This is a genomic window from Flavicella sp. (assembly GCF_037132785.1).
Lineage (GTDB): Bacteria > Bacteroidota > Bacteroidia > Flavobacteriales > Flavobacteriaceae > Flavicella.
Genome location: NZ_JBAHZZ010000197.1, coordinates 1 through 14,602, shown reverse-complemented (window position 1 = coordinate 14,602; position 14,602 = coordinate 1). Strand labels below are relative to the sequence as shown.

The following is a 14,602-nucleotide window of genomic DNA, read 5'->3' as shown; positions in this document are numbered from 1 at the left end:
TTCAAGGTGTTATATATATGGGGGTGTAAACGGGTGTTTTAACTCTGTTAAACAATGCATTCTGTAGAATGACTGATGTAAATTTGACTATTTCAGATTTAAAAAATTTAATTGTTGATTTCATAATTTTGATTTTAAATTATTAGTAATAAAAAAGGTGCTTTTTATAAAAAAAGCACCTTTATATATTTTGAATATTTATTTTCTTTGTAAATGATCAAAAGGGCTTTTTTGTCTTTCTACTTTAACACAAATTGTAGACATCCTAGATAACTTATCCTTATTAAAAACAGATTTTAACCAAAGCAAAATCCACTCCTGAAATTGTGATATATTTAAAATTCTCTTCATTGTGTTACAAATATATTAAACTTATTGTTTCGAAAGCCACTCTATTTAAAAAATTAACAAAAAATAAACATTCATTAATTCCGCCCTCTTAATTATTACTGATTGATAAATTTCACCTAAAGTTTTACTGCAAATTTGTTTTAACTTTTTGGAGATTGGTTTATGTTAAAAACTCAATACTTATTTCATCTTTTATTTGGTCATAAAATTTAGCATTGGACACATATATATATGGTAACAACCAGAAGAGTCCTATTCCTAGGGTGAAAACACATAATATCCCAAGTCCTAAATACCTTAAAAACAAAAAGAAATACTCCATTTTATGCCCCTCCATCATTTCATGACTTTTTTTCAATGCATCAGTAGCTGATATAGAATCATCTTCCGAAAGAATAAAATACGTCATACCTAACGCTGTCGTAGCAATAACTCCTGGCACAATAAACAAAAGTAAACCTCCTACAACAATAATAGTCTTTAAAAAAAATGCTAAAAAAGAATTTGAAAAATTTGAAAACCCAGAAAAATAATTTTCAAAACTCGCTTCTTCATTTCTTGAAATACGTAAAGAGAATTTACTTAATCCAACACCTACAGAACCAGAAATTACAAGTGAAACAATAGCCATTATTGGATATTGTTCAGCTATAATCTGAATACAAAAAGACAAAAGTAAAAACACTGAAAAAGTTCCAATAACTAAACTCCATTTACCTTCTAAGGCCTCTTTTGAGGATTTCATTAATTCTGTGATATACATTTATAATATTTTATTCGTCCTATTCTTCTGGTGATATAAATTTGTATACGATTCCAGCTAGAGCCGCTCCAACAATAGGTGCAACCCAAAACAGCCATAGTTGATCTAATGCCCATCCACCATTAAAAATAGCCTGACTTGTACTTCTTGCTGGATTTACCGAAGTATTAGTAACAGGAATGCTTATCAAATGAATTAAAGTTAGCCCCAATCCGATTGCCAAACCCGCAAAACCTTTCGGTGCTTTAGAATGAGTTGCTCCCAAAATAACAATTAAAAACATAAATGTCATCACAACTTCCATTACTAATGCTGCTATCATACTATATCCATCTGGCGAATGCGCTCCGTAACCATTAGATGCGAAACCGTTTAATTCAAAACCAGCTTTGCCACTAGCTATTATGTACAATAATCCAGCACCTGAAATTCCTCCAAGTACTTGCGCAATTATATATGGTAGTAATTCTTTCTTATCAAATCTTCCTCCCACCCACAATCCAATGGAAACTGCTGGGTTTAAATGACATCCCGAAATATGTCCAATAGCATAAACCATAGTTAATACTGTTAAACCAAATGCCATAGCGACACCTACAAATCCAATTCCCAATTCAGGATAACCTGCTGCTAAAACAGCACTTCCACAGCCTCCTAAAACAAGCCAAAGAGTTCCAATAAATTCTGCAACTAATTTTTTCATACTATAATTTTTAGTTAATAATTATTCTTTTACCAATTAAAACACTGCTCTATCTTTTAAACAAACATTAAAAATGTCCAAAACAGAATATGTTCTAATTTTTAAAGGCACTAATTTCAACTTTATTTTTCATCCTGCCTAATATAAAAAACACTATCTAAAGAAGAAATAGCATTGCTTTTCTTTACCTTTGATTTTTAAACACCAACTGACAATCCGCATATGAAAGTTATAGCAATGATTCCGGCGCGCTACGGTGCCTCAAGATTCCCGGGGAAACTCTTAAAAAACCTAGGCGGAAAACCTGTTATTGTAAGAACCTATGAAGCTGCAGTAAAAACAAATCTTTTTGATGAAGTTTATGTAGTAACTGACAGTCAGATTATCAAAGAAAATATTGAAACCGCTGGAGGAAAAGTTTTTATGAGTTCAAAAAACCACGAAACTGGATCGGATCGGATCGCAGAAGCAGCTCAAGAATTAGATGTTGATGTGGTTGTAAATGTTCAAGGAGACGAGCCCTTTACAAGGATGGAACCCCTTAGAGATTTAATAAATGTTTTTAAAAAAGACCCAGATCATAAAATAGATTTAGCGTCTTTAATTCATCCAATGAATACCTTTGAAGAAATTGAAAACCCAAATAACGTAAAGGTTGTTTTAGACTCTTTTAATTGCGTAATGTATTTTTCAAGGTCTCCCATTCCTTACCCTCAAAATAAAGAAATAAATACAATATATTACAAACATATTGGGATATACGCCTTTAGAAAATCGGCCTTAACCGCATTTACTCAAATGCCCATGTTACAAAATGAAGCTACCGAGAAACTAGAAGGGATTCGTTTTTTAGAATATGGCAAAAAAATAAAAATGGTTGAAACACCTTTTAAAGTGATTGGTATCGATACTGAAGAAGATTTAGTCCTAGCAAATAAATTATGGAAATAGATTTTGACAAAATAAAAGTAATCGCCTTTGATGCTGATGACACTCTTTGGGTAAACGAACCTTATTTTAGAGAAGTTGAACACGAGGTTGCTAAATTATTATCTGCCTATGAAACTGAAAACAAAATCAATCAAGAATTATATCGAATAGAAATAAAAAACTTAGGACATTACGGTTACGGTGTAAAAGCTTTTATTTTATCAATGGTTGAATTAGCCGTTGAAATTTCAAACTACAAAGTACCAGCAAAGATTATAAATGAAATTCTAAACCTTGGAAAGGAAATGCTGCTAAAACCTATTGAATTACTCGATGGTGCAGAAGAGGTTCTACAAGCTCTACAAGGAAAATATAAATTGATTGTTGCTACCAAAGGAGATTTGTTAGATCAGGAACGAAAGCTAGAAAAATCAGGTTTACTTAATTATTTTCATCATGTAGAAGTAATGAGTGATAAAAAAGAATCCGATTATTTAAAAATTGTAAAACACCTTGATATCAAACCCGAAGAACTTCTTATGATAGGAAACTCCTTAAAATCTGATATTTTACCTCTTGTGAAGATTGGTGCATCTGCCATTCATATCCCCTATCACACTACATGGTTACACGAACAAGTTGACGAGATTAACTACGCAAAAGAAACTTATAAAACATTTAATCACATACAAGAATTATTAACCACTATTTCGATAACTTAACTTAACAAGATTATAACAATAAATTCATTCAATTTATGTAAATTTGCATGAATTAAAAAAAGAAGAAAATGGCAGCAATTAAAAATTTAAAAAAGGATATTCACAATACTTTAGGAGACTTAATCGAGGCATGTTATGTTTGGGAATATAGCAATGTAAAAGCTGACAACTCTAAAACACAACCTATAATTGATGAAGCGATGGCTTCTTTCGATGAATTGAGAGACAATATTTATGCAAAAGATATTGAAAATAAAAAAGCTCATTTCAAATCTATCAGGCTTGCATTAGAAACTAGCGCTAAGTCTATCTCTGAAAAAATAAATGCTTTGTAAAGTTCAAATCATTAAGTTTTGTTAAAACGAAGCCAGGCTATATGTCTGGCTCTTTTTTTTTAATATATTTGATTTATTGAAAGTGTTATCTAAAAAACAAAACAAATGGCTCGAGCGATATATGAATACACCAAAGAAATATTAGTAAAGGTGAGTTTTAATGCTGAATTATTTAATAGAGAACTAAAAAAAGCATTAACGAATTTACTTCCTTATGAAATTGAAGAATTGAAAATATGGTTGAATAGTTATACTTCTAATAGACCCGAACTGCGAGATAGCCTACAATTAGTTTTATAACAATCTTCAATTAAGCAAATTAATTCCTTATTTATTGTGCAGGTATAAAAGTAACAATCTATTTGGTTTTTAGTTTTATTACTTTTTTCAAACTCAAATGATTGATAGGATTGATTCCTAAACCTTTTACATTTTTTTGAGTAAACCGTACTACTTCATCATAATACAATGGAATCACTGGAGCAGACTCCATAAGTAAACTATCCATTTTTTGATAAAGCTTTTCTCTTTCTAGTTTATCGACTGTTTGGATCGATTTATCAAATAATTCATCAAACTGTTTGTTGCTGTAATGTGTGTAATTGGGTCCCTGAGGAGAGAATTTTCTACTATGAAAAATAAATAAATAGTTTTCTGCATCAGGATAATCAGCAATCCAACTCCCTCTAAAAATACTCAACTGGCCATTTACTTTTGTTTGTCGTAATGTAGAAGGTGGCATCACATCAATCTCCACATTTAACCCCGTCTTTTCTACCTCACGTTGAATGTATTCACACAAATCTAAATATTGACTATTCGTACTAATTGTCACAGATGGAAATTTATTACCCGTTTCCTCTATATAGGAAGCAATCAAGGCTTTTGCTTTTTCAGGCTGATAATCATAACCTTTCATATTATTAAAGGAAGGCAAGCCTTTGGGAATAAACCCATTTACCGCTGGTGTTCCAATGCCATTTCTCAAATACAGAATCATTTTTCCTCTATCAAAACCATAATTTAACGCTTTTCTTATTTTTAATGATTGTACCTCATCCTCATCTGCATCCAAATAAATCCCCAAATATTCGGTATTTAAATAAGGCCCTGAAATCATATTAATTTTATCTTGATACCTATCTGTTAATTCCCCTTCTGTAGTTAACAAATCATCTTTATAAGAAGCATCTATACTATTTAAAAAATCTAAATTCCCTTGAACAAACTGCAAAAATTCACTTTGCTTATCGGTTAAAAAACTAATAGCCACAGCCTCCATATAAGGCAACCGTGTTCCCGTAGAATCTCGTTCGTGATAATACTTATTTTTTCGAAAAACCAACTTTGTATTCTCTACCCATAATTTAAAATAAAAAGGTCCTGTGCCGATAGGATTAGACCGAAAATCATTTTTAAAATAGTCAATTGCTTCTTTTGGAACCACAACACAGTAACGCATGCTCAGCAAACTTAAAAACGGCGGAAAAGATTGTTTAAGAGTTACTGTAAAAATAGAATCATTTACTGCTTTAAACCCCTTCACGTATTCCAACACCCATTTCCCTGGAGAAGCCACTTTGGGGTCTAACAAACGATTAAAACTATAGACAAAATCTTGTGCGACCACATTCCTTGTAGAATCAAGCCCAAACAAATGATGCTTATGAAACTGCACATCTGTTCTCAAAAAAAAAGTGTATGTTTTACCAATATCAGAAACACTCCACGAATGTGCAATATCTGGCTCCACTTCTAATTGATCATTTAATTGTACCAAACCATTAAATAATTGATTTGTGGCCCAAATAGTTCTTAAATCCTTCGCAAAAGCGGGATCTAATGTTGTGATATTCCCTGCTTCGTTATATCGAAATACCTGGTCTAAATTTCTTGTATTATTTCCTTTGGCACATGAAACAAATATAATTGCCACTGTTAAAAGAATAATCGACTTTATAATATTGATTTTCAAATTCATATTTTTCACACGGATTTCATCAAGAACAAACAATATTGTTTCTTTAAGTTGACTGTTTTATTTAATAATAATTCAGTCCCAAACTTATAAAAAAACTGAGTTTAAAGACTTACTTTTGTATTCAATAAAAGTACAAGAATGAATGCACATAAAAAAGTAGCATTTTACACCTTAGGATGTAAATTAAATTTTTCTGAAACTTCTACAATTGCTAGAGGTTTTCAAAACGAAGGCTTTGAAAGAGTCGATTTTGAAGAAATAGCAGACATCTATGTTATCAACACTTGTTCGGTAACAGACAATGCAGATAAACGTTTTAAAACGATTGTAAAAAATACTCTAAAGAAAAATGATGATGCTTTTTTAATTGCTGTAGGTTGTTATGCTCAGTTAAAGCCAGAAGAATTAGCAAATGTTGATGGCGTAGATTTAGTATTAGGTGCTACAGAAAAATTTAAGGTTACAGATTATATAAATGATTTATCAAAAAACGACATGGGTGAAATACACTCCTGTGAAATCTCGGAAGCTGATTTTTATGTCGGTTCATATTCTTTTGGGGATAGAACTCGTGCCTTTTTAAAAGTTCAAGATGGTTGTGACTACAAATGTACTTACTGCACCATTCCTTTGGCTAGAGGGATCTCTAGAAGCGATACTTTAGAAAACGTTTTAAAAAACGCCAAAGAAATTTCTAAAAAAAACATTAAAGAAATTGTTCTTACAGGTGTTAATATAGGAGATTATGGAAAAGGTGAATTTGGAAATAAAAAACACGAACATACCTTTTATGAATTGGTTCAAGCACTTGATAAAGTTGAGGGTATACATCGATTGAGAATATCTTCAATAGAACCAAATTTATTGAAAAATGAAACCATAGAATTTGTATCGAAATCAAAAACATTTGTCCCTCATTTTCATATCCCATTGCAAAGCGGAAGTGATACTTTGTTGAAATTAATGAAGCGTCGTTATTTACGAAAAACCTATACTGATCGAGTTACTGCTATCAAAGAAAAAATGCCAAACGCCTGTATTGGTGTGGATGTTATTGTTGGATTTCCAGGAGAAACAGATGAATTATTTTTGGAAACTTACAATTACCTAAACGAAATGGATATTTCTTATCTTCACGTTTTTACTTATTCTGAAAGGCCAAATACAGAAGCTGAAAAAATGGAAAGTGTGGTCTCATTAAATATTCGTAAAAAAAGAAGTAAAATGCTAAGAGGACTTTCTGTTAAAAAAAGAAGAGCCTTTTACGAAAGTCAATTAGATACCTATCATACTGTTTTGTTTGAAAGTAAAAATAAAGCAGGTTATATTCAAGGGTTTACCGAAAACTATGTGAAAGTAAAAACTCCATGGAACCCGAAATTGGTAAACACAATTCACGATATCAAATTGACAAAAATTGACGAAGACGGACTCGTACGTTTCGACTGGAAATAATAAATTAAAAATTACTATTTAAAAATGAAAAAACATATTTATTTTCTTCCGGGTACATCTGCTAATTCGAAAATATTTGACCGTATCAATTTCCCTGGAGACCAATTTGAATTACATTTTTTAGAATGGCTGCTACCTTCTTCTAAAAACGAAAGTATCCAATCTTACTCAAAACGACTTTGTAAAAACATAAAACATAAAAATCCTATTTTAATTGGAGTTTCATTTGGAGGAGTTATTGTGCAAGAAATGAGTAAAATTATAAGTTATGATAAACTTATTATTATTTCTAGTATTAAAAACAAATACGAATTGCCTAAAAAACTAAACTTTATCAAGAAAGCAAAACTATACTTACTGGCGCCTGTACACTTTATTGATTCTGTTGAAAAATTTATTTCATTTTTATTTGGGAAAAAAGCTCAAAATAGAATAGATGCTTATAAAATGTATCTCTCTCAAAGAAACCCAAAGTACCTAAAATGGGCTATCAAAGAAGTTCTTTGTTGGAATCAAGAAAACTCTATTCCAGGAATTATTCATTTGCATGGAGATAAAGATATCATCTTTCCTATTGAACAAATCAATGATTGTATTACCATCAAAGATGGCTCGCATGTAATGATTATCACTAAAGGAAAAAAAATAAGTGCAATTTTAACAGAACTACTTTGATAATGGCTCGAAATTTGTTGCCTTAATTAATTTCAACTGACCCCATGAGTATATCCTAATTTTTTTCAAATATGAATACAATTAATAAAATTTTACTATCCATTACTGCAATAAGTATCTCCCTTTCTTTATTTATTTACAGCACGAAAGAACCAACAAAAAACACTAGCGAATCTTATCAAATTAAAGCTTTAAAAATCCCGAATAACATAAGTTTTTGCGGAGAAATAGCCCCATTATATAAGCCTGATGTTAGAGAGCGTATTGATAGAGAACTACTCGTAAACACTTACTGGCAATCAAATGCTCTATTATTGATCAAGCGATCTAACAAATACTTTCCTATCATCGAGCCCATTTTGAAAAAAAATGGTGTTCCAAATGATTTTAAATATTTAGCAGTTATAGAAAGTGGTTTGCAAAACGTAACCTCTTCGGCTGGTGCTAAAGGATTTTGGCAATTGATGCCACATACAGCGAAAGAATATGGCTTGGAAGTAAATAGTAATGTAGATGAACGTTATCATATTGAAAAAGCGACAGAAGCTGCCTGTAAATACTTACTAAAATCAAAAGAAAAATTTGGCACTTGGACTCTTGCTGCTGCTGCTTATAATGCTGGAAACAGAGGCATCTCTCGATATCAAGAAAAACAGAAAGTAACTGACTATTACGATTTATTATTGAATACAGAAACTAAAAGATATATTCCTAGAGTTCTTGCTTTAAAAGAAATCCTTTCTCATCCGCAACAATATGGTTTTATTTACGATCAGGAAGACTTATATAACTTGAACAAAACCAAACTCGTAAAAGTAGATACTGCAATAAGCAACATTGCAATATTTTCAAAACAAATGAATTGCAACTACAAAGAGTTAAAAATTAACAACCCTTGGCTTAAAGAGAATAAATTAAATAACAAATCAAGAAAGGTATATTATATTAAAATCCCTGAATAATGGTTTTATAAAAACAACCTAGATAGATTTTTTAATAGAGAAATACTCCGAAACCATATTGTCAATAATCTCTTTAGCAGATTCTATTTTATGAATAACTCCTGCTATTTGACCGATTTCTAACATTCCATCTTTCGTATTTCCTTCAAAAATTCCTTTTTTCAATCGTCTTTTCCCTAAGAATTCTTTTAATTCTTCAATCGTGTGGTTTTTAGAAAAAGAAACCAGTTCATTGTAAAAGTCATTTTTTATCATTCTAACTGGAGAGATTTCTTTTAGAGCTAATATGGTATCACCTTCTGATGTTTCAATAACTTTATTTTTAAAGTTATTATGTGCAGACGACTCTATACTCGCCGCAAATCTACTTCCTACTTGAACTCCATCAGCACCTAAAACCATTGCTGCCAACATACCTCTTCCAGTAGCAATTCCTCCAGCTGCAATCAAAGGAATATAAATTTTCTCTTTTACAATGGGCAACAAAGTAAAAGTAGTAGTCTCTTCTCTTCCATTATGCCCACCTGCCTCAAAACCTTCTGCAACAACAGCATCAACACCTGCGTCTTGAGATTTTAATGCAAATTTCAAACTACTTACCACATGAACGACAGTAATACCGTGTTTTTTTAACCTTTCCGTATACAGCTTTGGGTTTCCTCCAGAAGTAAATACAATTTTAACTCCTTCTTCAATAACTATAGTTATTAGTTTCTCTATATCTGGATATATCATAGGAATATTAACTCCAAAAGGTTTTTCTGTAGCCTTTTTACATTTTCGAATATGCTCTTTAAGCACATCAGGGTACATTGATCCAGAACCAATTAACCCCAGTCCTCCTGCATTACTAACTGCTGATGCCAGTTTATAACCACTCACCCATACCATACCTCCTTGAATGATTGGATATTTAATGTTAAATAACTCTGAGATTTTACTTGTTATCATAATAGTTCTAAAAAAAAGTATTGAAACTTAAACCTTCCTTATTTCTTAATAATTTTAAAAGTTGTCTCCATTTTTTCTGAACAAATTTTTAATATATACATACCATTTTTTAAAAAGGATGTATCAATAATTATTTGAGAAAAAGAAGAGTTCTTGTTATACACCAATTTCCCTAACAAGTTGAAAATCTTAATTGAAAAGTCCGCTTGATTACTCTCAATAGTGAGCGTATTTACCATTGGATTTGGATAGATTTTAATCTCCGAGCTTTTAACAGTATCTACATCTAATAAATTATAAATAGATTCAAAATTTGGAATTCCGTAACCTCCATGTGATGAAGGGTTATAAAATGAATCAGTCGATCCAAGGATTAGTTCTTTAATTTCGTCTGATGACTTGGAAGGAAAGGCTTGCCACAAACAAGCAACCATACCCGCCATAATTGGGGAAGAAAAAGAAGTCCCATTAGAGGTCGCAATATTTCCTTCATTATTTATTATATATACCTTTTCTCCTTGAGCTAATACTTCAGGTTTCACTCTATTATCTGCCGTAGGTCCATAAGAACTAAAGAAAGAAATTACTTCATTTTCATCAACCGCTCCAACTGTTAATACAGAAGAAACATCTGCGGGTGCACTGATATATTTCCAAGAACTATTGCCTTCATTACCCGCTGAAGTAACAAGTACCATTCCTCTAGAGCACGCTATTTCAGCACCCCTAGAAATAAAGGTTGTTTGACCATCCATATCGGAATAACTGTAATCATAATCTGAATTATCAAAAGTAGTATAGCCTAAGGAAGTATTGATAATATCAACACCTAAACTATCTGCTTTTTCTACGGCTTCAACCCATAAACTCTCTTCCAATGGAGTTTCAGAACCCGAATCCTCCGTGATAAATAAATAAAACTGTGCATCTGGTGCTGTCCCTATAAATTGACTATCTATAAATCCTGAAATCGTTGATAAAACTGATAAACCGTGTGTATTTCCCATATCAAAATAAAAATTCGAATTTCTATTCACAAAATCATAACCACCCAGTATTTCTCCATTCAATGTATTATTGTCATGTAAGTTTGAAAATGCATTAAAAGTTTCAACACCTTTAAATCCCGCATCTAAAACAGCTATTTGAATACCTTGTCCTGTATAGCCCATATCGTGTAAAAAATCACCATTAAGCATCATTATTTGGTTTTCTGCAAACCCATAATTTAATTCGTTTACTGTTGTTATTTTTTCCAATTTGAACTTATTTGTGCTTTTTTCACTCACTGATTTATTTAAAATTCTATTTACAAACTGAATAGAATTAACCGAAGACAAATACAATAATAATTCAATATTCGACTGTGTTCCCTGTACATGAACAGCATTTAACCATTTCGATTTTGCTTTTACCGAAATACCTGTTGCTTCATAAATTTCAGAAATATAGCTAAATTCTATAGGTACATCTTTTAAATCAAAAGAAATACCTTGATTCTCTCTTCTCTCAATTGCTCTCTGTGAAAGCATCAACAGAGGAGAATTTAAATATATATTAGATGCGGGTTTATCCTTAAAATAGACCCAAGCGTCTTCTTCTTGTGAAAAGCTAGAGAAAGTTACCAATATTATAAGGAAAGATATAATCTTCATAGATGACAATATACAACTAATCATAAAAAAAGCGAATGAAAAATTTCATCCGCTTTTGGGTTGCAAAAAATTTATTAATTCAATTTCTTGGCATTTTTTACTTTTTGTTTTGTAAGTGCTATTTCTATCACCTCTTTCATTTCAGTTACATAATGAAATTTGACACCTTTTAAATAAGATTCTTTAATTTCATCGATATCTCTTTTATTTTCAGCACATAAAATTATCTCTTTAATATTTGCTCTTTTAGCTGCTAATATTTTTTCTTTAATTCCTCCAACAGGAAGTACTTTACCCCTAAGAGTTATCTCACCTGTCATTGCCAAATTGGATTTTACTTTTCTCTGAGTCAAAACAGACACTAATGAAGTTAACATCGTAATTCCAGCACTTGGTCCATCTTTTGGAGTGGCTCCTTCTGGAACATGAACATGAATTTTATAATCATCTAAAACTTTCTGACTTACTCCAAAATCTTCGATATTCGCTTTGATATACTCTAAAGCTATTGTAGAAGACTCCTCCATTACTTTCCCTAGGTTTCCGGTTATGGAAAGTTCTCCTTTTCCTTTAGAAAGGATTGATTCTATAAATAGAATATCACCTCCAACACTTGTCCAAGCTAATCCAGTAACCACACCTGCAACATTATTATTTTCGTATTTATCTCTTTCTAAACGAGAAGCTCCTAAAATTGTTATAATGTCTTCATTCGACAATTTTATATTATATTTTTCTTCCATTGCAATTGACTTTGCTGCATAACGAACAACTTTTGCAATTTGTTTTTCAAGACCTCTAACACCAGATTCTCTAGTATAACCAGTAACTATTTTTTCCAACTGAAATTTTGTAACTTTTAAATGTTCGGTTGTCAATCCATGTTCTTTCAATTGTTTTGGCAATAAGAATTTTTTTGCTATTTCTGTTTTCTCTTCAACAGTATAACCCGAAACATTAATCAACTCCATACGATCTCTTAATGCCCAAGGCACTTCACTAATGTTGTTTGCGGTAGCAATAAATAACACTTTAGAAAGATCGTAGCCTATTTCTAAATAATTATCATAAAATTCTGTGTTTTGCTCTGGGTCTAAAACCTCTAACATTGCTGCTGAAGGATCTCCACCATGACTAGACACAAGTTTATCTATCTCATCCAATACAAACACTGGATTCGCAGTTTTTGCCTTTTTCATGTTTTGGATCAAGCGTCCTGGCATTGCTCCTATATACGTTTTTCTATGTCCTCTTATTTCAGACTCATCTCTCAATCCTCCTAAAGACATACGAATATATTTTCTACCCAAAGCTTCTGCTACAGATTTTCCTAAAGATGTTTTACCAACACCTGGAGGTCCGTACAAACAGATTATTGGAGATTTCATATCTCCTTTTAGCTTTAAAACTGCCAAATGCTCAATGATTCTATCTTTTACTTCTTCTAGGCCAAAATGATCACGATCTAATATTTTATTCGCTCTTTTTAAATCAAAATTATCTTTAGAATATTCATTCCAAGGCAACTCTAATAAAAGCTCCAAATAGTTTCTTTGAATAGAATAATCTGGAACCTGAGGGCTCATTCGTTGCAGTTTACTAATTTCTTTATCGAAACGTTCTTTTACCTCTTTATTCCATTTTTTATTTTTAGCCTTCTCTTTAAACTCTATCAATTCCTCATCATGAGATACACCTCCCAACTCTTCTTGAATCGTTTTAAGTTGCTGTTGCAAATAATATTCTTTTTGCTGTTGATCCATATCAACCCGCGTTTTAGATTGAATATCATTACGTAATTCTAAGCGTTGCAGTTCTATATTCAACTCTTTTAATGTTGTAATTGCACGCTCTTTTAAACTACTTTTTTCTAATAAGTTTTGTTTTTTCTTCACTCTTAAATTCATGTTTGAAGAAATAAAATTCACTAAAAAAGATTGACTCTGAATATTTTTAATAGCAAAACCTGCTTCTGATGGTAAACTTGGGTTTTGTTTGATTACCTCTAATGCTGATTCAGTAACAGAGGCCATAATTTCATTAAACTCATTAGTGTCTTCAATAAAACTATCTTCTAAAAACTCATTAGTAGTCGCTTTTAAATAAGGTTCTTCTTGAATAACCTCATTTATTTGAAAACGTTTTTTACCCTGAATAATTACAGTTGTATTTCCGTCAGGCATTTTTAATACGCGTAAAATTTGAGCAACAACCCCAACTTTATGAATGTCCTTTTCTGTTGGAGATTCAACGGAGGGATCAATTTGAGAAACAACTCCTATAATTTTATCTCCTTTGTTGGCGTCTTTAATCAGCTGGATAGATTGATCTCTACCGGCTGTAATTGGAATTACAACTCCAGGAAACAACACTGTATTTCTCAAAGGAAGGATTGAAAGAACCTCAGGAATTTCTTCCTTATTAATTTCTTCCTCATCCTCTACTGTCATCAAAGGAATCAATTCTGAATCCTCTTCCAATATATTTTGTAGAGACAAACTGTCTATTTTTATTACTTTAGAATTACTCATATTTATTTTTTACTGTCAAACTGACATTAATAAAATGTCAAAGCGTTGATCCATAATTCTTAATTAATCAATTCCCCCTATAACTCAAAGGATTAATAAACTATAACGTTTTGACTCTATTAACATTTCAATTCTCGTGCCAAGCCAAAAAAACAGACATTTTTTTATATGCTCTTTTCAAGTGTCTTTTACAAAATGCTTATAAACATAGTAAAAAGAAAACCTGTATTTCAAAATATAATACACCTTGTTTATCAAAAATAAAGTAGTTTTTTTCAATGGTTTTTATTAAAAAAATAGAGATGAATTCTAATTATAGAAAAAAATATTAATGTTTATAAATAAAAAAAAATTAAGAGGTTGATTCTTTATCCCTCTTGCTTGCAAGCGATTGAATATTATTTTTCTACATTGATCACTATAAAATAATAAATATTCAAAAAATATTTTACGTTTTAATTTGCACGATTTTTTTCTTGTTGATTGCCAAAGCTTCTATTTTTAACACTTATTTTTTTATTTCCAAATCTGTAATTCACTCCAATTTTCAGATAGCGATTATCGGAATAGGTATTAAATACTTGTTTT

At 31.2% G+C, this 14,602-nt stretch carries 13 protein-coding genes; 7 read left to right on the top strand and 6 right to left on the bottom strand.

The window, feature by feature from the left end; all coding sequences use genetic code 11:
• Nucleotides 1-511: 511 nt before the first annotated feature.
• Both V5787_RS12440 and aqpZ read right to left on the bottom strand, forming a co-directional pair.
• Nucleotides 512-1,114, bottom strand: a complete 603-nt coding sequence (locus V5787_RS12440; protein ID WP_336893527.1) for a DUF975 family protein — start codon at nt 1,112-1,114, stop codon at nt 512-514.
• Nucleotides 1,115-1,133: 19 nt separating this feature from the next.
• Nucleotides 1,134-1,817 carry an aquaporin Z gene (gene aqpZ / locus V5787_RS12435; RefSeq protein ID WP_336893526.1) on the bottom strand — a complete coding sequence of 228 codons (684 nt, stop codon included), beginning with the start codon at nt 1,815-1,817 and terminating at the stop codon, nt 1,134-1,136.
• Nucleotides 1,818-2,039: 222 nt separating this feature from the next.
• On the opposite strand from aqpZ, the gene kdsB reads away from it, so the two are divergent.
• The 4 genes from kdsB (at nt 2,040) to V5787_RS12415 (ending at nt 4,104) form a co-directional block, all read left to right on the top strand.
• On the top strand, nt 2,040-2,768 hold the full coding sequence (gene kdsB, locus V5787_RS12430) for a 3-deoxy-manno-octulosonate cytidylyltransferase (RefSeq protein ID WP_336893525.1): 729 nt from the start codon (nt 2,040-2,042) through the stop codon (nt 2,766-2,768).
• Nucleotides 2,759-3,469, top strand: a complete 711-nt coding sequence (locus V5787_RS12425) for an HAD family hydrolase (protein ID WP_336893524.1) — start codon at nt 2,759-2,761, stop codon at nt 3,467-3,469. The genes kdsB and V5787_RS12425 overlap by 10 nt, the downstream gene beginning before the upstream one ends.
• Before the next feature lie 68 nt (nt 3,470-3,537).
• Nucleotides 3,538-3,804 carry a hypothetical protein gene (locus V5787_RS12420; protein WP_336893523.1) on the top strand — a complete coding sequence of 89 codons (267 nt, stop codon included), beginning with the start codon at nt 3,538-3,540 and terminating at the stop codon, nt 3,802-3,804.
• Between the two features lie 105 nt (nt 3,805-3,909).
• The gene (locus V5787_RS12415) at nt 3,910-4,104 is read left to right on the top strand and encodes a hypothetical protein (protein ID WP_336893522.1); all 195 of its coding nucleotides are present in this window, start codon (nt 3,910-3,912) and stop codon (nt 4,102-4,104) included.
• Between the two features lie 58 nt (nt 4,105-4,162).
• Here V5787_RS12415 and V5787_RS12410 read toward each other — a convergent pair whose 3' ends face one another.
• Nucleotides 4,163-5,785 carry an ABC transporter substrate-binding protein gene (locus V5787_RS12410; protein ID WP_336893521.1) on the bottom strand — a complete coding sequence of 541 codons (1,623 nt, stop codon included), beginning with the start codon at nt 5,783-5,785 and terminating at the stop codon, nt 4,163-4,165.
• A gap of 138 nt (nt 5,786-5,923) precedes the next feature.
• On the opposite strand from V5787_RS12410, the gene mtaB reads away from it, so the two are divergent.
• From mtaB to V5787_RS12395, 3 genes are all read left to right on the top strand, one after another.
• Nucleotides 5,924-7,240, top strand: coding sequence for a tRNA (N(6)-L-threonylcarbamoyladenosine(37)-C(2))-methylthiotransferase MtaB (gene mtaB / locus V5787_RS12405; RefSeq protein ID WP_336893520.1), 1,317 nt, complete (start codon nt 5,924-5,926; stop codon nt 7,238-7,240).
• A 24-nt stretch (nt 7,241-7,264) separates the two neighbouring features.
• Nucleotides 7,265-7,915, top strand: a complete 651-nt coding sequence (locus V5787_RS12400) for an alpha/beta hydrolase (RefSeq protein ID WP_336893519.1) — start codon at nt 7,265-7,267, stop codon at nt 7,913-7,915.
• A gap of 71 nt (nt 7,916-7,986) precedes the next feature.
• A complete protein-coding gene (locus tag V5787_RS12395) occupies nt 7,987-8,877 on the top strand; it encodes a lytic transglycosylase domain-containing protein (RefSeq protein ID WP_336893518.1) in 891 nt (296 codons plus the stop codon).
• A gap of 18 nt (nt 8,878-8,895) precedes the next feature.
• Here V5787_RS12395 and V5787_RS12390 read toward each other — a convergent pair whose 3' ends face one another.
• The 3 genes from V5787_RS12390 to lon all read right to left on the bottom strand — a co-directional run bounded on the left by V5787_RS12390 (nt 8,896) and on the right by lon (nt 14,014).
• On the bottom strand, nt 8,896-9,825 hold the full coding sequence (locus tag V5787_RS12390; RefSeq protein ID WP_336893542.1) for a nitronate monooxygenase: 930 nt from the start codon (nt 9,823-9,825) through the stop codon (nt 8,896-8,898).
• Between the two features lie 41 nt (nt 9,826-9,866).
• A complete protein-coding gene (locus V5787_RS12385; protein ID WP_336893517.1) occupies nt 9,867-11,483 on the bottom strand; it encodes a S8 family serine peptidase in 1,617 nt (538 codons plus the stop codon).
• A 74-nt stretch (nt 11,484-11,557) separates the two neighbouring features.
• Nucleotides 11,558-14,014 carry an endopeptidase La gene (lon, locus tag V5787_RS12380; RefSeq protein ID WP_336893516.1) on the bottom strand — a complete coding sequence of 819 codons (2,457 nt, stop codon included), beginning with the start codon at nt 14,012-14,014 and terminating at the stop codon, nt 11,558-11,560.
• Between the last annotated feature and the right edge of the window lie 588 nt (nt 14,015-14,602).